The sequence below is a fragment of the Fulvivirga maritima genome, from assembly GCF_021389955.1.
Classification (GTDB): domain Bacteria; phylum Bacteroidota; class Bacteroidia; order Cytophagales; family Cyclobacteriaceae; genus Fulvivirga; species Fulvivirga maritima.
In genome coordinates this window covers 3,701,289-3,722,385 of the sequence record NZ_CP089980.1, presented here as the reverse complement: position 1 = coordinate 3,722,385, position 21,097 = coordinate 3,701,289, and the positions used below count along the sequence as shown (strand labels likewise).

The following is a 21,097-nucleotide window of genomic DNA, read 5'->3' as shown; positions in this document are numbered from 1 at the left end:
TTTAATTCTACTTTTATTTACCAAATAAAATACCATTCTCACTAATGTAAGTTAATTAACCAAAAACGAAGATATTGATTTTCTTATTGTAGACTTTATTCCACAATTAATTAAAAAGGATACCCTATGGCAATGTTATATACTATTTTGCTGAGTTCAGAAGGATTTCTGTCTGATTGACGTGTATTAGCAGGCGTTTCTATGGCTGGGTCTCGCAGCGGATACCCTAAATCTAGGCGTACCACAAAGAAATCGGCATCGAAGCGAAAGCCAAAACCAGTACCTATGGCCAATTGCTTGTAAAAATCACTGAAGTTAAATTTACCGCCGGGGCGCTCCTCCTCTTCTCTCATCGTCCAGATGTTACCAGCATCTAAAAACACAGCTCCTTTAAAAGCTCCCACTATTTCGAATCGGTATTCAATATTTCCTTCCAGCTTTATATCCCCTATCTGATCAATAAACACCTGAGAGGTGTCAGGCTCAAAGGTACCCGGACCCACTGATCGGGCTCTGAAGGCTCTTAAACTGCTACTACCTCCAGAAGCAAACGATTTACTGTAAGGCAATGAAATGGAATTTCCGAAAGCATAGCCTATTCCGGCAATCACCCGCGTGGCTATTTTGTTCTGTTCGTCGAGCCGCAGGTAGTAGCGAAAGTCAATATCAGCACGAGCAAACTGAGAATAAGGATATCCTAATACTTCATAAGGCTCTTCTGAAGATGAATTTAATAGCGACTGCCCTAGCTGCATAAGGTTTCCTGAAATATCTATGTTTCCATTAAAATAATAGTTGCTGGTTCTTCTATCTCTCCCTGTTTTACCCTGAGAGTTATAGTAAAAAGAATATGAAGTACCCAAAATATACTGCTCTGCATAACTTCTGGCTAGAAACGGATTATCATTAAGCAACTGTTCAAACTCATCAGAAGTACTACTGAGCTGAATAAAATCAATATCTATAGGGAAGAGCTCGTGTCTACGGGTAGGAGTTTCATTCCACCTAAACCCATACCCCAGATTAGCTGTATAAGAAGTAAAGAAGTTACTCCTTTTCTGCATAGCAAAACCTGCTTTGATAAGGGTCTGTGGTACGTATTTAAAAGAGTGAAAATCTATATTAAAAGGAGTGATAAATCTAGGAATAGTGAGGGTGTTTTGTATTCCTACACTATATGAATTTAATGCCCCACCATTACTCTGATTTTGGTTACCTCCTACTTGTATTTCATAACCTGTATTGAGTGATAATTCATACAATTCGGCACCTCCAAAGGCATTTCTATTTCTAAAAGCCGCATTGAAGTTAGGCCCTATAAAGGCATTGGATTTAGACACTCCCTGCACTTCAAAACGAATAGATTTCTTCTTGAATGGCGTTAAATAAATATCAGTTTTGAGCTGATCATCTGACATCTCTTCAATGTCTACATTCACAAACTTAAAAACGTCTAACTGAAGTAATCGATCTATCGTGACCTCTTCATCTTCATTAGTATAGATATTACCTTTTCTTAGCTTTATATGATCAGTAATAGCCTTAGGCCTGAACTCCTTATTATCAGAGTAATAGTTAACGCTATCTACTTTTATGGTATCTGAAACATTTGCCTGTGAAGTGCCGGCAAAATCATAATTAGCAAACACATTGATCTCTCCCAGCGTATAGGTTCGCTTTGCATTCTCTGGCGTTTCCTTTTTAATGGTCATGTATACATCTACCTGCCTGTCTCCTACGGTACTATCCGCCTCAAATAGAATGTAATCATCCTGAAAGAAATAAAATCCGCTATTTTTCAGTTCGCGTTCAAGCCTTAGTCGCTCATCTTCCAGATCATTAAGGTCATATCTATCGCCTTTCTTAAAAACCATTCCCTCCTTTAATCCTCGGATGGCCTTTTCTAACTTACCGTCTCCTTCGGGCAAATAAATAGAATCATAACGGTAAGGACGACTCAAATAGGTGATATAATCTACCGTAGTTTCATGGTGTTTGGTCTTGGTTTTCACCTCCACTCTACTTTGGAAAACGCCTTCATTTTTAATTCTACTTTCTATAAGGCTTTGGGTACGATAAATATCTACATCTTCCATAAGTACCGGAGGTGCTCCCAACTTAGTTCGCATCCAGTATTTAAAGCCTTTTTCCTTTTTAGGCTCTCCGGCCAAATGATAAAACCATACTTTAGGCCTGGAGCCCAATACTTTAGTATTCGGAGTAGGTGTAATGAGCGTTTCCAGCTCCCTTTTTACTTCATTTTTCTTTTTAAAGTCTCTCTTGGTGGCGAATACTACTTCACCTCCACCATAGAAGGTCTGGCCTTCTTCCAAGTGTTTTACTCCTGAACATGAAGCTACTATGAGTAGTATGCCCAATACTATAACTAATATGTATGGTCTATTGATCAATTTTTATTATCTCTTGTCTGTTCTTTATCTTGCTCTTGCTTGTCTTTAGCATTGAAAAGCTCTCTAAAACTGTCGTAGTCACGCACAAAGATTACTCCTACTCCCGTTTTCACTATATCATCTCCACCCTGAAACAAATTATCATATTCATTTTCTCTAAAGCCCACCAGCCTGTACCTGCCATCATCAGTAAGTTTATATTCTATTCTGATATCTCCAGCAAAATCATTCATACCTTGCTGACGGTTCTGTTCGCTCTGATCCAGATTAAAATTACCCGCTACTTTTACTACAACCCTATTATTAAATAACTGTTTTGATAAGCCTAACTCTAGCTGAGTATTAGATAAAGGGTCATCTGAGTTAGTTGGCGCTCCGTTTGACTCCAGATTTAAAGAAAGTTCTACACCCTTGACCTTACTGGATAGCTTACTGAGCTGCGAATTCAAAATTCTACTCACACTATTAGTGGCTGTAGTCTGTGCTACATTGCCATTACTATTATTAGAAGAGGTACCGGTAAGGAAATTTTTAAACAACAACAATCCAAAGACCTGCTGATCTAGCTCATCTTTTCTGGTATTGAGCTGATTCACGTAGGAAGCTACTGCCTGACTGGCCGCAGCACCCTCTTCTATGCCCAGACGAAATGATATATCAGGAGTTAAAAGCTCACCTTTAATATCTATATACACCAAAAATGGTATTTTTTGACTAGACACGTCACTGGAAGATACCTCTGCAGGAGGAGCTGCTCGCACTTCGTTTACGGCAGACAAGTCCATCCGCGCATTTAGCACATCTCCAGTCCAGAGTAAATAACTACCCCTTTCCAGCCTGAACTCTCTCTTTACCAGTCCATAAAAATTCATATTATAACTACCCTCATACACCTCGTAGCGACCGGCCAGAGTCATCTCTCCACTTGGTTTAATGCTTAGTTTTAAAGTAGATGTTCCTTTTACTGTAAGCTTATCACCCGTAACAGGGTCTATTACTACATTAAGCGTATTATCATTGTTAATATTGATATTGGCATTAATATTTAGACCAGTAATCTGCGCATCAATGCTGTCTTGATCTTCTTCCTTAGTCTGAAATTGCTCATAAAAAGGATCATTTTGAATGTCTTTATCAATCCACTGGACAATGTCTTCTGTCTGTTGTTCTGTAATTTGCTGTTCTGGAATAACATAAGTAAGCTCACTGCCTTTACTCATACCTACATCAAGATCTACGTTAGGCTGATCTGAGTTACCCGTAATTTTGGCTGTACTATTAAGCTTAATGCGGCCGTAATACAGTTCATTATCTTTTGCATCGGTATCCAGAAATAGAAAATCTTTTGTTTTCAGCCTTAGATCGAACTTATAAAAAGCATAATCATCGGTAGTAACTTCTCCATTTATTGTAGCCGAATTACCATCTACATCATCAATATTGAAATTATTAAACGTAATTCCTGACCTGGTGAAGTTGAGTGTTTCATTATTAAGAGAAAATACACTTTTTAAGTAGGTAACATTAAATTTAGCGTCATCAAAATTCACCTTACCCACTATATCGGGCTCTGAAGTGGTACCTCTAATTTTGAGATTCCCTTTTATACTGCCCTCCATCTCAGTGAGCTGCCCCATAGTAAAGGACTGTATGCTGGCAAGCTCCAAATTCACCAGGTTGGCATCCAGATGAATCTCAGGAACGCTGTCCGCCAGGTAGTAGCCATCAACTTTTACATTATTCAGGTTATTTTTTATATCGAGATCAAGGTTGTACTTGGCATTTCCTTCATTGCTGGCTAAAACGCTTACGTTTCCTAATGTATCTCCTTTATAGCTAAAGTCTTCGATGTCTACATCAGAAGTGAAGGCAAATTTTGCCTGCTCCATAAGTAGGTGAAATTCTCCATTAAAAATTCCATTGATAAGATACTCCTCAGATTCTTCAAACTTACCTAAAGAGCCCAGACTAAAATCCTTAATATTTACAGCCAGTGTACTGTCCTTTTCGTCATTTACCTGTGACTCTATTGAAATACTTTGGCCACCTTCGCTCAGTTCCATGTTTTTCACCCAGATACCTGACGCATACAAATCTATAGTGTTGGATGGCCTCACTTCCCATTCCTTATAATTAAGAATAAATTCCCCTGGTGTAAACTGAAAGCGAGAATAATCTTCGCCACTGATGAAAATGCCGCCAAACATGTATTTATTTTCACCCTTTTTATCATTGATGAGCAACTCAGTTTTTATGTGATCAGCCTCCACATTTCCTCGCCAATTTACATGATCAACTTTTATAGAGCCATTGCCAATACTTCCTATTTTCACCAGATACTGCAAGCCTGCTTCATCAGAGTTTACTTGTATTCCTAATGAATCTACCTGATTGCTTCCATAAGCCAATCGGTGCATATTAATATCCAGGTTGAGCTCCCATAATTCACTATTATAATTACCTTTTATATCACCTGGCCGGAGCTCAGTTAGTTCAGGAATAAGCAGGTTAGTGAAAAAGCCTGGCTGCAATATGTTAATATCAAAATCAAAGCTTTGAGGTGTCAGTTCATCTACATCTTCCACTCCCTGGAGTTCATAATACCTGTTAAAATGCTGCTCCAGCACTTGTGGCAAGGTTACAATATCAAAATTACCAGCAAACTCAGCCGTAATAATATTTGATTTAATACTGATATTGGTACTATCTTCATTGGCTGTGGAAGAAAGCAGGAAGGTATCCATCTGATACACATGAGTGCCTTTGCCCATAACAAAATCCTGAATAGACAAGGTGCCATTGATCTTCTCAACCGAAGCCATTCTTATATCTGATTCCACTTTACCACGAACCTTGATTTCCTCACGCGTAAAATTAAGTGCGTAGAGATCCAGCGTGCGCATATCCAGTGTAAACTGATAGTGAGGAATGCTGTCATTGAGACTTACTAGGCCGTTAAAATCAAAATCCACATTAGGGTCATCCATTCCTAACTCACCATTAAATTCTTCGGACTTTACTACACCATTAACAGAGATGTTTTGATAGTTATAGCTATTATATTGCAAAGAAGATACTTCTCCTTTGAGCTGGGTATCAAGATCCTGTATAGAAAACCCTTTCCCTTCAGCCTTCATATTAAAGGTTACATGGCCTATAGTCTGCTCTTGCTGCAGTAGCTTACCTATGTTAAAACTATCTACCTCCACGGCTCCATTATAATGATAAAGGCTATCATCTTTTAGCTGCATACTCACATCGGCAAGTGCCTCTCCTAAGGAGGTTTTTATATTAATTTTAGAGCTAAAATTATTCATGCTCCCTTCTACATTTCCTTGCAAGGTAATTTCTTCGGGGATGGTTAAATTCTGCGGCAGCAGTGTATCTGGCACTACGGTAGCAATATCATCAGATGAAGTAGACAGATTTCTTAATTTCAGATCTACGGAAGTATTATTTATATCTGGCAGACCTTTGATAGTTCCATTTACGGCTAAACGAGTATCTCTCAAAGCTTCCGCTTTTACGCCATTCACTTTTAAGTTATCTAATGAGCCTTGAATATCTCCTTGAAAGATCACCTGACTGGCAGATCCTGTAAAATAGGACATACTCTGCTTGAGGGCCGGCTGAAAATAAAATACATCTTCAAAATCTATTCTTGATCTTTGAATAGAAGCGTCTATTTGCAACTGGTTGAGGTTAGTTTGCAAGGCTTCTAACGAAGGATAGCCTATGGCCAATTCTCCGTCTATCTGGCTGTGTTCGGTCACCAAATGTAGGTTCTTCACCAGAGATTCTTCAGCAGCATATTTAAATTCTGTCTCAAATTCCTTGAGATGAAAACCTCCATTCTCTATCCCTGACATGCTTTTTACCGTACCGTTAGCGTAGCCATTTTCAAAAACAATATCTTTAAGATCTGCATTGAGCTTTTGAAACCACATATGATTAGGATCAAAACCTTCTGCCTTTTCATAATTGTGATTGTATAGTCTAAAATCTACATCTGCCACGGTAGCCTGAGCAGTACCAGCTAATATTTCCAGAGAAGTGGTATCACTGGCTGTGGACGTGGTATCAGTTGGTGACTGAGCTGTGGAATCTGAAGACGTAAACTGATCAATAGATACAAAGGATTTTTTAAGATCAATTTTTTTAGCCACATAAACCTGACGCTCCAGGCTCATGCTATCCACTTCAATTCCTGCTTCACCTATGTCTGTAAGCAGTTTTAAATTACCAGGATGATCTTCAAAAGTAAACTTCACATTATTGACTAGTAATGATTTGCCCTGTATGTCAAAAATTTCAGTACTGGTAGTATCAGGCTCATCTACGGTAGATTTTAAAATTTTGAAACTGCCTTCACTATTTTTGAGCTCAATATCATCAACTATAATTTGAGAATTAATAAGATCGAAAGTGGAGATAAAAGTGTATAAGTCACCTACATTTACCTGTAAGCTGGATCCGTTAAAAAGATCATCATACACAACATTCGCTTTTTTAATGCTTATTTCTTTAATAGAAAATTCAAAGGGTTTGCTCTGCGTGGTATCTGCCGGAGCTTGTGTGGTATCCTGGCTGGTAAAGGCATCGGCAATAAACTGATAGTTAAAGGTGCTATCTGATGAAGTGTTGTAAATATTGGCCACCAGCTTATCTACTTCCAGATCATTGATTTGAAATTTATTATCCAGAAGGCCCCTTAAATCTGTATTGACCTCTATATAATGAGAATACAGCAAGGTATCTTGCTGCTGATCTTCTACGTAAATGTCTTCTATTATTATACTTTTAGGAAAGCCCACATATAGCCGGCCTATACTGGCCTCTGTATTTACCTTACTTTTAAAAAAGTCTAAAGCTTTCCCCGTTACAAACTCTTGCACTTTTGGTATACGAAGCGAAAAAATAACAACCACAAGCAATAGCACTAAACTGATTATAAACCAGATTGTTACCTTCAGTATTTTTTTTAAAATTTTTGTTAATTTCTTCTGCCCCATATATGTAGCCTTGCCAAAATAACGGCCATATATTAATAAGTGTTATGAATATCTAAATAAAAAAGAACCATCTTATTTTACTAAGACGGTTCAGTTTTAACTTTTACTTTACTACTGTGATTACTAACAAATTATAGCGCATGTTGTTTAGTCAATACAGAAACCATTGTAGCTGTATCCTGATCCCACACTTCTGCTGACTGAACACTTACCCTCAGCAGGCACAGATTAGGATCATCTACTCCTTTAGGATACCATGCCTTGTGGCTGTCATTCCATAATTTTGATTTAAGCTCTTGGTCATCTACACAGATGGCAGTACCACTTACTGATGCGTAAGTATGAGAATGTGTATCTGCATAACTTACGTTAACATGATTATTCTCTTCTATATCATCCATTTTAGGAGAGCCTTTAGAAGTGAAAAACCACAGATAGCCATCTTTATCCATATGCAAAGTGTACATAGGGCGGCTTACCAGCTCTGAGTCTTCAGTTTTAGTGGCCAACATAGCTACTTCAATAGAAGCTATAGTCTCCTTTAATTTATCTACTCCATTAATCATCATACCTCCACTTCTATTTTATTTGCAGTTACAGTTACATCAATATTCCCAGCGGTAGCCTTAGAATAAGGACAAACTTTCTGTGTTTTTTCTACCAGTTGGTTCAGCACATCATCTTCTACGCTTTCATCTATCACATTAAGTGCTGCAGAAAGGTCATAACCGTTACCTTCTTCGTTAAAAGAAACTTTTACTACTATTTTAGTATCTCCCAGTTCTACATTCTCTTTTTTAGCCACAGTGCCCAGTGCACCCAAAAAGCAAGGTCCCCATGCTGCCGCAAAAAGCTGCTCAGGGTTAGTGCCTTGAGCTCCATTACCACCCATTGATTCTGGCGTGGCTAGCTCCATGTTTAATATTCCATCTTGAGATTTTATATGTCCATCACGACCGCCTTGTGCCGTAACTTCCGCTGTATATAAGGTTTTCATTTTTATCTATTATTTAGTTAGTAGGTCCGTTGTAAACAAAAAGATTGTATCAAAAGTCTCTTAGTAGTCAGCTCCAATTTCTGTACATTTCCATTGTTATGAATGGTTTTGTTACGAGTGACTAAAGGTTACATTCGCCCATGAAGTAATTACTTTTGATACAACCTCTTATTATATCTTATCTCTTAGCTACAGATTACACTGTTTTTTGTCCTTCGTGTACTCCTTCGCAGAACTCTTCAATCATTTTTTTGCAGAAGGCAGGAATATCATCAGGGTTTCTACTGGTTACTAGCCCTTGATCTGTTACTACTTCTTCATTTACCCATTCAGCACCTGCGTTAATAAGGTCTGTTTTGATAGACTTATAAGAAGTAACTTTTCTACCTTCCAGAGCACCTGTCTCTATTAGCGTCCAAGGTCCGTGGCAAATAGCTGCAATAGGTTTTCCTGCTTCAAAGAAGTGGGTTACAAACTCCACTGCTTTGTCATTTGCTCTTAGCTGATCAGGGTTTAGCACACCACCAGGCAGTAGTAGTGAATTATAATCACTGGCTAATGCGGCATCTAATGTTTTATCTACATCATAGCTGTTACCCCAGTCAGTGCTGTCCCAAGCTTTTACTTTATCATCATTAGGCGAGATCACCTCTACAGTAGCTCCCGCTCTTTCTAATGCTTTTTTAGGTTCTGTAAACTCAACTTCTTCAAATCCGTCAGCAACCAAAATGGCTACTTTTTTATCTTTTAATAAATCCATAACTCTTCTTTATTTTTGTTTAGTTGATTATTGTTTTATACTGTAATTAGTGGAAAAACAGTGCCAAGCCGCTATATATGCTTAGCACTGGTTTTCAAGGCCTAACACTGTGAAATCCTATACACAGAATGTACAAATGTGAGGCGAAAATTACATTTTATAGCGTAGCACAGCATTAATTAAAGAACCGGCATCAGGCATCTGATCCGCCTCCAATTCATAGACTTTACCGCCGTGCTTTATGGTTTCCGCTGCTGCTTTATTGAGTAAGTCAGCATTGCCTACCTGGTGGGTAGCATTAATTTTTACTTTATTGTCATCTTGCTGGTAGGTACCCCATACATGCTGTCCTTTTTGGATAAATAAGGTATCTGCCTGGCCTATGATAGCCGCAGGTATGGCTTGCTCCGGATTATAAGAGGCTTTTCCATCATCCAACAACTCATTATAACGATCTACGCCTTTCTGTTGATCCTTTTCGAATCTTTCTTTTACCAGATCCCAGGCCATTTCTTTGAGCTTTATAGGTTCTGTATGCTCATGGTTTCCCTGAATAAAGTTAGGGCACAAATTAGAATAGGTGTTGGCCTCCATATAAATTGGGAAAAGATAGTCTACACAAGCTACTACCAATGGAGCATCTTCATCGTGCAGCATTTCCATGAGTCCGTCATTTACTTCTTTAAAGAATTTAGCGGCTTCCTCTTTCTTTTCTGTTTCGTTGCCTGAGCCATGACCGTGATACATAGCTTGCCCTTGTTCTCCCTGACCAGAACGGAATTGCAGACTATTTTCTTCATAGTCTCCTCCTACTGTCTCTTCCAAAGCCTGCGGAATGAGGCCCTCCACTACTACAGGAGTAAGTGTATGACGGGTTGCCTCATAAAATTTCACTTCATTAAGGCTAAGCATCATAATAAAATGACGACCAGAACCATGAAGCATATTAGCCAAAGGTTGTAAATACAGATGGTTAGAAACGTAAGTGTACTCTTGTACTTCTAATGGTAAAGTAAAATACTCTATTTCATTACCATAAATAAATAAAGCCAACGCATCAGACTGCTCAGACCAGAAATTACGTTCATCGTCTAACAACTGTTGTGCTGGCTGCAAATATTCATCTATCTCAGTTTTGGAGAGGCCAAATACCTTTAGTTGATTAGCTGCCTCTTTTAACTGATTCTTTAATTTGGTTTTATTTTTATAACGTCCTTCTTCACCTCCGGCCCTCTCAGTAGGGATATAAATAGACACACAATGTGGCTGGTGAATTTCAGAAAGTTTTAAAAATGTTGATCTCTTAAATATATCCATGTCTCTTAATTTTGTGGTTATATCTAAGACAATCCAAAAAGCATACCTTAGGCGCTCATCCGAGATAGCCTGGGGGTGGATTGTGATTTTTCTCTTGAAGAAATAAGGCTCATTACCTCAGATTTTAGCTTGCTTAACTCATTCACTATAAAATTGTAAAGGGCATAAATGTCACGACCTATACCTTCAATAAAGTCGGCCTTTTTAAAACTTTTAAGAGTGGTTAATGCCTCATGAGATCCATATACAAGGTTAGCTTCTATCCCTAGCATAGTAAAGTTGCGGTAAATAGGCATAATGACCTCTTCTTCCCTTAATTCTTGTGGCGTAATATCAGGACAGTAGTCTTCAATATCTTCTATACAAGCCAGGATATTTTTAAGGTGAATTTGATCTGTTAGTTTTTTCATAGCAAAAGTTATTAGGTTAGTTGTTTTTATTCAAGTATCAATACTGTGCCAATAAATTTTATAAAATAATCGCTAATCAGAGGCCGCAGACTCACCGGTCTCCGATTGCGTGAGCATGAAATTCTACTTTTGAGGACATAATTACCCGCTAATAAACCTCACCTGATGCTGTTCTTGGAGAAATTCATTTACCCTTTTTATCATAGCATTGATCTGCTCTACATCAAGGGAATTATGTATATGCTTTTGGCAAGAGGCCACTATACTCTTAGTGTATTTCTCAAGAATTTGCTGATGCTCCAACAAATCTTTATCAGCATAAGCGAGATTTTTCATACTCTCTAGCAAGTTGAGCATAACGGTAGCATCTTCTTTACCATACTCTCTAATGGGTGTGAGATTAAAATACAAAAGCCTATCTAGTGATAGCTGCCTTATAATGACCAATGGTTCTCCTCCATCATTTTGCAGATATCGCCTTTCTTTATGCGTCATTTTTTTAATGTATAAAATAGACAACAGGTCAATAGCCTTAATAGCAGTTCCCGGATCATTTATGCCTGGCGATAGGGCTTTCACCGCTATTTCTGATATTTGCTTAAAGCCAAAAAGATAATGATCTGAAACATGCTCTTCTGCATAGAAGATAAAGCAGCTACGAATATCTTCTTCTACTTCCTCATCTATTTTTCTACTTATTTTAAGGAAAGGATAACCTTTTACCATGAAAAACCCGCTTTGTTCTATCACTTCTATAGCTACATCATGCTTAGCGCAAATCTTCATAAGGGCTTTTTCTTTCATCTGCTTAAAATAACCCGCTCGCTTGGTATACAGCACCTGCCAATCATCAGTATTCGGTATATCTTTATAATCATCCTCTATCTCTACTTTTTCTAATTGCTCTTCGGTTTGTCTATAAATGCTATCTAAAATATTATCTACCTGAATGGCCCTGGAGATGGAATGAATAAAATAGACGAACAGCCCCAGACAGCTTATTACAAATACCATTGAAAATAAAATGCCTAAAGAGGGAATCTGATATTCTGCATCTGCAGATTGTATATTAATGGTGAGTATAAGGCTATAAATAATGGTACCCAGATAGACTCCCAACACTACTTGATGGGCTTTATTAGTAATAAGACCGGGTATTACTCTTGGAGAAAGTGTAGATGATGCCCTGTTGAGTACCACCATTACCATGGAAAAGCTAAATACCATTAAAGAAATAATACTGCCCACTGCGGTGCCCAGAATTAGTCTGGCATTATCTCCACCCTGTACTAGTAAAATCTGGATATCTTCCTTAAAATCAACTATGAAAGCATCATACTCTACTGACATCACCAGAAAGGAAAACAGCAGAAAACCTACTGCTATAAGTGTAGGGTAAAAAGCAATGCTACTGGTAACTTCAAAAGAAACCTTATACAGTATCCGTCTGATCTTTTTCATGTTAAATGATTTTTAGAACCAGCTTTTCTGCTTCGGATAATTCCTTTTCATCTTCAAGCTTTCCTAAATTCTTTTTGGTATAGTGGCCTAAGCTATTTTTAAGCAGTACATCCATTACTTTTGGGTGAATGTAATACTCACGACATACCGCCACTGTATTCCCTAACACAGCGGCCACCTTCTTCACTATGGTAGTTTCCAGCTTTTGCCTGGGGTTTTCTTCTACTTCCTTTTTTGATTCCTCATAATTTTCAAGAGCCAGCATAGTTCCACCCCAGGTTCTGAAATCTTTGGCGGTAAAGTATTCGCCGGCAATTTCCACCAGGTATTCATTTACATCATGAGAATCTAATCTATGGCTTTGTTTACTATCATCCAGATACCTGAAGATTTCATAGCCCGGAAGTTCTGAGGTTGCTTTAATCAGTCTGATAAGCTTTTTACTGCCGATATCTATTTCTCTTTCTTTTCCACTCTTCGCCTTAAAGCTGATAACCAAATGGCCATCTTTTTCATTAATATGCTTTCTTCTCAGCGTGGTTAGTCCATAGGTTTTATTTTCCTGCTCATAGCGCTTATTGCCAATTCTGATGTAGTATTCATCCAGCATCATCACTATCAGCGCTAGGATTTTTTGCTTAGGCCATCCTTTCTTTCGGATATCCCTTTCCAGCTGCCTTCTTATATCAGGGAGCTTAAAGCCAAACTCCTTCAGACGGTTAAACTTATTCTTCTGTTGGTATTCGGTCCACTTAGGATGATAGATGTACTGCTTCCTCCCTTTCTGGTCATAACCCGTTACCTGTAAGTGACCGCTTTCATCTTCACAGATCCATACATCTTGCCACATAGGTGGTATTACCAGGCTCTGGATCCTCTTAATTATATTTTTGTCACTAATTTTCTTTCCATCGCAATCATAATAAGAAAAGCCTCTACCCCTTTTCTTTCTGGTAAAGCCGGGGCAATCATCAGCTATATAATGGATGCCATGAGGGCAGTTACTCTTCTGATCTGTCATGACTATATCATTTTGCGAAGCTCAGCAAAAGCACTAGGGTAACTCACAAAAGTTTTCTTAAGATCAATAACGGAGAGCTTATGTTGTATGGCCATAGCAAAACCATTGATCACCTCATCGGCTTTAGGACCTACCAGATGTGCACCAAGTATTTGCCCTTTTTCACCTATGAGCACCTTATAACCACTCACATTCTCCTGCATACTTCTGGAGATTAGCCAATGACTGGTATCGGCCTGTTTCTTTTCGTATTTAATATTTTTCTCTATCAGTTCCGCTTCTGACTGACCTACAGATGCCATTTTAGGGTTAGTAAACAAAACAAATGGAACGCCTAGGTATGATGATTTTTCTTTATCCTCTTCAAAAATATTATTAGCCACTATTCTGCCTTCATAATCGGCCACCAGGGTAAAAGGATAGCCAGTATCCGCTACATCTCCAGCAGCGTATATTTTACTGTTACTCACACTTTGCATGTGGTCATTTACCGTAATACCGCTTTTTGAAAAAGCAATATTAGCATTCTCCAGATGCAGTGATGAGATATTAGGCATTCGGCCTGCTCCATGAATGGCCAAGTCACAACGGACTTCTAATTCCCCCTCCGCATGCTTACCTGATATGGCAAATTCATTATCATGCTTTTCAATTTTCTCTACTTTTATACCCGTTCTTACCTCCACACCTTCCATCTGAAAAGACTCAATCAGCCTCGAGGCTAAAAAGGGGTCAAAGCCTGACAGCGGCTGATCTGCGGCTTCAAGTAAGGTTACTTGGCAGCCACATTTATTCAATATCTGAGCAAATTCAAAAGCGATATAACCTCCACCTACAAAAGTTACTCGTTTAGGCACTTCATTTAACTCCAGCAGTTCATCACTGGTAATGAGGTGCTCACACCCTTCTATCGGCAGCTCGGTAGCCACGGCTCCGGTAGCTATAGCTATATAGTCCGCCTGATACTGCTCACCATTTACTTCTAATGTGTTTTCACTTACAAACTGGGCCTCACCTTCTATCACTTCTATACCTTCCTTCTTAAAGCCCTCTTTGGTATGCATAGGTATCAACTCTGTAAATGATCTTTTAAAGTGCATCAGCGATGCCCAATCCAGCTCTACATTTACATCTTTCACCCCTTTTCCATTTAAATGGCAGGCATACCTTAGTATTTCTGATGATACAGCCAACACTTTTTTAGGAGTACAGCCTTTTAAAGCACAGGTCCCTCCAAATTCCTTGTCTATCACCGCCACTTGTTTACCTTCTCCTGCACATTTATGCGCTATGCCAGATCCTGCCGGCCCACTACCTATTATTATTACTTCAAACTTTTTCATTATTTTTTCTTCATGGCCTTCCCTTCACTGCTACAGGAATCGGCTGACCTTCCTGATAAATTTTTAACTCTATAATATCTGCAGGCATATTGAAACCTTCGCTAATGAGTCTGTTTACCACCTGGTGCATTACTGTGCTTTTCAGTACCGTGGTAGAGCCCAGAAAATCATATGTATTAATCCAGAAATGGATTTTTAAATTAATAGTGCTGGTACCAAAATCATTAATAATAACGAAAGGCTCCACTCCTTCAGCAGTGGTAATATTTTGCATTTTAGAAAGTTCATCTAAAATAACCGTTGTAGCCCTGGCTATATCATCTCCATAGTCTAACCCTACTATAAAATCATGCCTCATTAGCCCATCTCGGGTAAAATTGGTAAGCGGTTGCTTTATTAAAATGGAGTTAGGAATAAATATATCTCGCCCATCAAAAGTGCGTATATGCGTATTTCTAAAACTCAGAGCTCTTACTGTACCTGTGAAGCTATCTACCTGTATAATATCTCCTATGCGAAAAGGTCTGCTAAACGCCAGGAAGAAACCCGATAGGAAATTCTCACCTATATCTTTAAAAGCAAAGCCTATGATTAAAGCAGAAACGCCGGCTCCTGCCAGTAAACCGCCTGCTGCTCTGCTAAGCCCTAGTTGATTTCGAAAAATCACTATACCTATTACCAGAAAAACAAGAAATATAATTCGCCCTATGAAATTAGCCAGTAGCTGGTCTCCTAACCTCTTAAGCAACCTACGCTGGGTAAAACGACGCAGCATAACGCCGGTGATAGTAAAAAACACCAGCATGATTACGCCTATACTAATTTCAGGTACCCGATCTATTATTGACTCCCAGAAATGCGCAAAGGCATTAAATACTCTCTCTTTCATAGATCTTTCGGAGTATTTAATGCCCTTAAAATATATCCTCGTTCTTTGCTGAGGTGATTAGCTGATTGCTTATATGCACTTCGCATCAGACATATTAATGTTTTACTGATTTCTCAAAAACATTTCCTTTATCAGACTGCACACCTTTCATCTCTAATCCTTGCTGCACCAGGCTGTAAGCATCCTCTACAAAAAATGCCTTGCTACCCATATAAGCAATAGGTGTTTTTATTACCTCAGGATTTTTAGCCATAATAGTAGCTAATTCACTATCAGAAATATCTTTATCTTTAAGCTCATCCAGATAATATCCTGAATTCTTATCAATAAGATCTACCATTCTTACCCCCATATCATCAGCTATTTCAGCTATCTGGGTTTCTGTAAGGTGATCTTTATTGATTTCCTTTTCATTTAGTTGATGGTTTTCAACCGTATCTGCATATCCTCTCGCCTTTCGGTCTTGTTGTTTTTCTGAATTGAAGAAAAACAATATTTCATTATTTTCAGCTTTCATAATCTTAATCGTTTTTTATTTATGTAGTTTCATTAGATGCCATTTGTAGGGGCATCTCTGATAACTTTTCTCCTCCTTTTATACCAAAATCCAGTGTTCTAATAGGGAATGGTATAGTAATATCATTTTCATCAAAGGCCTTTTTAATAGCCATAACGGCAGCATTTCTCATGGCCAGGAAGCCCGGCTGATCCGGATATTCTATCCAGAACCGGATGTTAAAATTGATAGAGCTACTACCAAATTCATAATAATCGAAGATGGTATCATCTGGCCTTAATATGCCGTCAAGCCCTTTTATGGCGTCTAATACCACCTGCTGTACCTTTTCTAAGTCATCTCCATAAGAGATACCTACCCCCAGGTCTATTCTTCTTTGCCCTAAGACGGTGTAATTAATAATGGGGCTCTGCAACACATCTTTGTTGGGTATGTACACCTCTTGCCCCTGAAATGTCTTTAGCACTGTTACTCTTAAATTAGTTTTAGTTACAGTGCCCATAAAATCTTTTACTGAGATCACATCTCCAATTTTAGAAGGCCTGCGAAAGGCTAGTATGATCCCTGAAACAAAATTTGCTGCTATATCTTGAAAAGCAAACCCTAAGGCCAACCCTACAACTCCTACACCTGCCAGCAGCGATGTTACCGCTCTATCTAGTTTTAAAATTCCAAGAATAATGAATATCCCTATGCCCAATACACTGTAATAAACCATGGTAGAGAAAAGGTTCTCTAAAAGTTTATTATCAGAAGCCCTTTCAAAAATTCTAACCAGTAATTTCTGTGCCAGCTTAGCTAGTACCATAAACACTACAAACAATAAAACCGATACCGCCATATTGGGCAACATGGTGAGTAGCGTTTCCAGCCAGCTGTCTAGCTTACCAAGTACTTTGTCTAAGGCTGATTCAAAGTCAAATTCCATATATTCTTGTTGCTTTTGCTTATAAAAAAATAACCTGCGCTCCGTTAAGAACTACAGGTTATTCTTTTTTGAAATGTGAATTATAGTTCAGCAATTTCTTTTTTCAATTCGTCTTTAGACTTACCTGTTTTCTTTTGCACTCTTCCTAGCATCTCGTCATACTTACCTTCTGCAAAAGTCAGATCATCATCTGTAAGCTCACCATATTTTTGCTTAAGCTTACCTTTTATTTCATTCCAGTTTCCTTTTACTTCTAATTCTGACATGGTCTTATGGTTTTAGTTTTTAAATCTATTTTAAAATGTGCTCGGCTTAGTTTTAATTAAGCTTAGCAGTCTCTTTAGCTTTATCTAGTTGTTTTTTACCTTCAGCAACATATTCATCTATCAGGCTGCCATATTTACTTTTAGCGGCATCAAAAGACTCTGCAATTGATTTGCTCAAAGATTCTCTTAGTTTATCAGACTCCTTACCCAGTTTCTTTCTGGTTCTATCTCCACTTTCTGGAGCTAATAATAATCCTGTTAATGCACCAGCTATGGCACCCGCTGCAAATCCTGCTATGATTTTAATGTTGGTATTGTTCATGATTGTAATATTTAAGTTTCGTAATAATTAGCTGTCTGTTTTAAGACTTATTTACTTTATACCATGAAAAAGATATACCAAATCAGCCAATTAAATATAATTAATTGATTATCAGTGTTTTATAATTTTATTAGATATGAAATGAATAGTAAACTCGGGCTTCTTGTGTATAATTTTTTCCACAGTTTGTAGAACAAAACACGGAGCAAATAATCCATCTAAGCATTACATCAGCTCAGGCCTACTTCACAGAGCATATGCGGGTAGTGGCATGGCTTTAGCACTATATGTAATGAAAATTGATATAAGAACTTAAACTAGATAAAAAATGGCTATTCATAATTTAAAACCAATGTCAGAAGTAATGGATGATCTTAAGAATCAAGGTTATTCTACTGACTTTAATTTCAGAAAAAATGAGCTTCATAATGATGACAACGGCACTGTTTATAAACCCACTGAAGTTACTGTAAAAGAAGAGTACAGATTTGAGGGAGATACTAATCCTGGAGATGCTAACATCCTATACGTTATTGAAACTACTTCAGGAGATAAGGGTACGCTCATCAATGCTTATGGAGCAGATGCTAATGTAGAAATGGAAGAATTTCTAAATGAAGCACACCACGAAGATCATGAGTATAATAAATCTTAATCCCTTTTCAGAAATTAGAAAGGAAAGATCCTAAGTACAAGACTCTACTAAAAGCAAAAGGGCTGTTTCAAATGAGACAGCCCTTTTTAATTATATATTAAACTATATTAGAAAAGAAATCCTAAGTTAACGTTCCACATGTTATCATAATCACCTACGGTGTACACTGCGGTAAATACCCAACGGCCCAGCGGAGCAATCCATACGCCACCACCTACACCGGTATGCCAGGTATCTTCCTCAGGCTGATCAGACCACACACGGCCCTGATCAAAGTGACCGGAAATACCAAACTCAAAAGGCATATAGTAAAACGGCACTTTCAATAATCTCATACGGATCTCATTATTCTGGTAGATACTGCTTCGCCCAGCAAACCTGTCTCTGCCATAACCTCTCACTGTACCTAACCTACTAAGCCCGGCATTACCACCTATGGTACTGGCCTGGTAAAAGTTATAATCTCCTGAAACACTAGATCCTCCTATACGCACCGCAAAGGTGGTTTCGAAAGGAATATCTACAGTATAATATGCTCTCAGTTCACTGCTTATTTTACTCATTCGGCTGTTGTCATTATTTAACTCGGCCAGCCATCTGCTCTCCGTAAGCCACCTTACACCTTTTTCTGGTTTGGCTAATATCTTAGTGGTATTAACGTCCGCTTTAAAGTAAAAACCTCCAAAATGACTGGCGTCTAAAGCATCAGGCCCAAAGCTGTCTGCATTTTCAGTAAAGAAATTATCATCTCCATTGTGCACTTTTGCGTATTGATAGGCCGGACCAAATTTCACTGACGAATTTTTGCCCAGATCATAAGTTAAGCCTGGTGCTACCCACACCTCTTCATAGCGTACTCTGTAATAGTCTTCATCATCATTAACCTCTTCTGAGCTATTTCCATATCCATAGAAGTTAGTGAAAAAGTTAGGAGCACGAGCAAAGGCATCTATGTTCATACCTATATCTCCAAATAGCTTTTTAAAATCACCTTCATATTGAAAGTTCCATGCAGAACTACTAGGAGCATAGTTAGCCATAATTTTGTGCATGCTGGCATAAGGATCTTTCCTGAAACCTTGGGTTTTAATAACCACACCACCTCCCAGGAATAAGCCATCATCATTATTTAAACCAAAGTAAAGTGCTGGGCCTAAGTAATCATACTTAAATTCTTTGAAATCATAGCTGTTAGCATTTCTATCATCAGAAAGCATCAGTTTGGTTTCTTTGCCACTTTCAATTTCATTTTCTTCAGCTATATCATCATAATAGATATTTTTTCTTCTAAGCCCGGAAACTTTTGAAGAATCCATCAAAATATCATCTCCTTCACCTCCAATTATACGTACCAGCGGTCCATCATTACTTTCACCAGACAAGTAGAAGTAATCATCATCTCCAAGGCCATAAATTCTAATTTCTTTGGTTTCATCATTATGAAATACCCTGTGATAGTACCTTCTTTTTTTCTTACCATCATCATTAGATTCGTATACATTTACTTCTGTATCATTATTAGGATGACGTATAACCTCAAAGGCCTCTTCCTGGTCTGTTCCTAAAATATCTACCTGCTTGGCAAGCACCTTATAATATCTTCTGGCAAAATCATCCAGATTATCTCTTCGTTTTTTAAGTATCTCAATTGTTCTCTCACCAGTAAGCTGAAAAACCGTATCAGGCATTTGCCTTATAGATTTTTCTATAATATCATCTGTGAGTCTTTTTTGCATGTCTTTAGCTACCTCTACCCACTCTTCTTCTGACATACCTGTTAGAAATCTTCTATCAAGGTACCGTGCATTAAAGTTAAGACCAGCAATATCTCTTACTTCGGGTTGAAAATCCTGAAACTTTCTTAGAGCCCATTTTCTGCTTGCCCACCACGGTAAAAAGCCATCGAATTTGAAGAACATGTTATCTCTGTCTTCCGGGATAGGTCTGTAATACTTATCTCCATCATCATCTTTAAGCTCTGCCCATCTAAACTGTCCGTCATGCCTGTCCCAGTCGCCTATCCACATATCAAAAAGCCTGTTTCTCAATAAATTAGGCTCATCAATATAATCGTCATTATCTTCCAAAAGCTTCTCTCTTACCTTATCAGTGCCTACGGCATTTTTAGTGTTACCAAAACTGTCTTTGTTTTCCCAGTTTTCATCGGCATCTTCTTCAAGCATAGCCAAAACACCACCAAAAGTCTCTTGATACTCTCCTAGCTTGGGAGTATCAGGAATGTAGTATAATTCAGGATTAGTATGATAAATACCGGCGGCATCTCCTAATGGAGGTAGAATAAAAGCAGCATAAGGATTAGATGCTGAAATCTGATCTTGCACAACATCATCAGCAAAAGAATAACGCAAGCCAAATGGCAATGCAGGTGTAGGATCCTTTTGTAAAGAGCGTAAAGAATAGAGCTTGCCATCACCTCCTTTAGCCTTTAAAGAATAGGTCTGCATACCTCCACCTTTATGGTTAATTTCTAAACCACCTTTTACAGTATCCAGATTAATAACAGGCACTTTTACAGGAGCTAACCATACATCTCTGTAATGATCTCCCAGCATAAACCTCTTAAACTTTCCTGCCTGATATAACTCCCCGGCCACCACCGTAACGGAATCTTTTCCATGTGTTTCTACCACCTCCTGCTTCACGGAGTCATTATGTGTTGTAACTTTAGAAACTTTACAAGATGCCAGTAAAGCGATAAATACTACAGCTAAATAAGCTTTAGCCCTGCTTTTATGTAAGTATTGTTGTTGCATGTGTTTTTAAAAAA

17 protein-coding genes are annotated in these 21,097 nt (G+C 38.2%); 1 reads left to right on the top strand and 16 read right to left on the bottom strand.

Annotated elements, in window-relative coordinates; translation table 11 throughout:
- Positions 1-110 precede the first annotated feature (110 nt).
- The 15 genes from tamL to LVD15_RS15755 all read right to left on the bottom strand — a co-directional run bounded on the left by tamL (position 111) and on the right by LVD15_RS15755 (position 17,654).
- Positions 111-2,411, bottom strand: coding sequence for a translocation and assembly module lipoprotein TamL (tamL, locus tag LVD15_RS15825; RefSeq protein WP_233776188.1), 2,301 nt, complete (start codon positions 2,409-2,411; stop codon positions 111-113).
- The gene (locus LVD15_RS15820; protein WP_233776187.1) at positions 2,408-7,339 is read right to left on the bottom strand and encodes a translocation/assembly module TamB domain-containing protein; all 4,932 of its coding nucleotides are present in this window, start codon (positions 7,337-7,339) and stop codon (positions 2,408-2,410) included. The genes tamL and LVD15_RS15820 overlap by 4 nt, the downstream gene beginning before the upstream one ends.
- Before the next feature lie 215 nt (positions 7,340-7,554).
- Positions 7,555-7,992, bottom strand: coding sequence for a pyridoxamine 5'-phosphate oxidase family protein (locus LVD15_RS15815; RefSeq protein WP_233776186.1), 438 nt, complete (start codon positions 7,990-7,992; stop codon positions 7,555-7,557).
- Positions 7,989-8,420, bottom strand: a complete 432-nt coding sequence (locus LVD15_RS15810; RefSeq protein WP_233776185.1) for an Ohr family peroxiredoxin — start codon at positions 8,418-8,420, stop codon at positions 7,989-7,991. The genes LVD15_RS15815 and LVD15_RS15810 overlap by 4 nt, the downstream gene beginning before the upstream one ends.
- A 196-nt stretch (positions 8,421-8,616) precedes the next feature.
- On the bottom strand, positions 8,617-9,180 hold the full coding sequence (locus tag LVD15_RS15805) for a type 1 glutamine amidotransferase domain-containing protein (RefSeq protein ID WP_233776184.1): 564 nt from the start codon (positions 9,178-9,180) through the stop codon (positions 8,617-8,619).
- Between the two features lie 150 nt (positions 9,181-9,330).
- The gene (locus tag LVD15_RS15800; protein ID WP_233776183.1) at positions 9,331-10,497 is read right to left on the bottom strand and encodes a baeRF7 domain-containing protein; all 1,167 of its coding nucleotides are present in this window, start codon (positions 10,495-10,497) and stop codon (positions 9,331-9,333) included.
- A 47-nt stretch (positions 10,498-10,544) separates the two neighbouring features.
- Complete coding sequence (locus LVD15_RS15795; protein WP_233776182.1) at positions 10,545-10,907, bottom strand: hypothetical protein; 363 nt, start codon at positions 10,905-10,907, stop codon at positions 10,545-10,547.
- 141 nt (positions 10,908-11,048) lie between these two features.
- On the bottom strand, positions 11,049-12,368 hold the full coding sequence (locus LVD15_RS15790) for a DUF2254 domain-containing protein (protein ID WP_233776181.1): 1,320 nt from the start codon (positions 12,366-12,368) through the stop codon (positions 11,049-11,051).
- Position 12,369: 1 nt separating this feature from the next.
- Positions 12,370-13,389: a DNA topoisomerase IB gene (locus LVD15_RS15785; RefSeq protein ID WP_233776180.1), complete on the bottom strand. Its 1,020-nt coding sequence runs from the start codon at positions 13,387-13,389 to the stop codon at positions 12,370-12,372.
- A 2-nt stretch (positions 13,390-13,391) separates the two neighbouring features.
- Positions 13,392-14,732: a dihydrolipoyl dehydrogenase family protein gene (locus LVD15_RS15780; RefSeq protein WP_233776179.1), complete on the bottom strand. Its 1,341-nt coding sequence runs from the start codon at positions 14,730-14,732 to the stop codon at positions 13,392-13,394.
- A 10-nt stretch (positions 14,733-14,742) separates the two neighbouring features.
- Positions 14,743-15,621, bottom strand: a complete 879-nt coding sequence (locus tag LVD15_RS15775; protein WP_233776178.1) for a mechanosensitive ion channel family protein — start codon at positions 15,619-15,621, stop codon at positions 14,743-14,745.
- A gap of 94 nt (positions 15,622-15,715) precedes the next feature.
- Positions 15,716-16,138, bottom strand: a complete 423-nt coding sequence (locus LVD15_RS15770; RefSeq protein WP_233776177.1) for an arsenate reductase family protein — start codon at positions 16,136-16,138, stop codon at positions 15,716-15,718.
- Between the two features lie 19 nt (positions 16,139-16,157).
- Complete coding sequence (locus LVD15_RS15765) at positions 16,158-17,066, bottom strand: mechanosensitive ion channel family protein (protein ID WP_233776176.1); 909 nt, start codon at positions 17,064-17,066, stop codon at positions 16,158-16,160.
- An 80-nt stretch (positions 17,067-17,146) separates the two neighbouring features.
- The gene (locus tag LVD15_RS15760) at positions 17,147-17,332 is read right to left on the bottom strand and encodes a CsbD family protein (RefSeq protein WP_233776175.1); all 186 of its coding nucleotides are present in this window, start codon (positions 17,330-17,332) and stop codon (positions 17,147-17,149) included.
- A gap of 52 nt (positions 17,333-17,384) precedes the next feature.
- Positions 17,385-17,654: a YtxH domain-containing protein gene (locus LVD15_RS15755; protein ID WP_233776174.1), complete on the bottom strand. Its 270-nt coding sequence runs from the start codon at positions 17,652-17,654 to the stop codon at positions 17,385-17,387.
- Between the two features lie 328 nt (positions 17,655-17,982).
- Between LVD15_RS15755 and LVD15_RS15750 the strand changes: the two genes are divergently transcribed.
- Positions 17,983-18,309, top strand: coding sequence for a phosphoribosylpyrophosphate synthetase (locus tag LVD15_RS15750; protein WP_233776173.1), 327 nt, complete (start codon positions 17,983-17,985; stop codon positions 18,307-18,309).
- A gap of 107 nt (positions 18,310-18,416) precedes the next feature.
- Here the strand turns inward: LVD15_RS15750 and LVD15_RS15745 are convergent, their stop codons facing one another.
- Positions 18,417-21,083, bottom strand: coding sequence for a BamA/TamA family outer membrane protein (locus tag LVD15_RS15745; protein ID WP_233776172.1), 2,667 nt, complete (start codon positions 21,081-21,083; stop codon positions 18,417-18,419).
- Between the last annotated feature and the right edge of the window lie 14 nt (positions 21,084-21,097).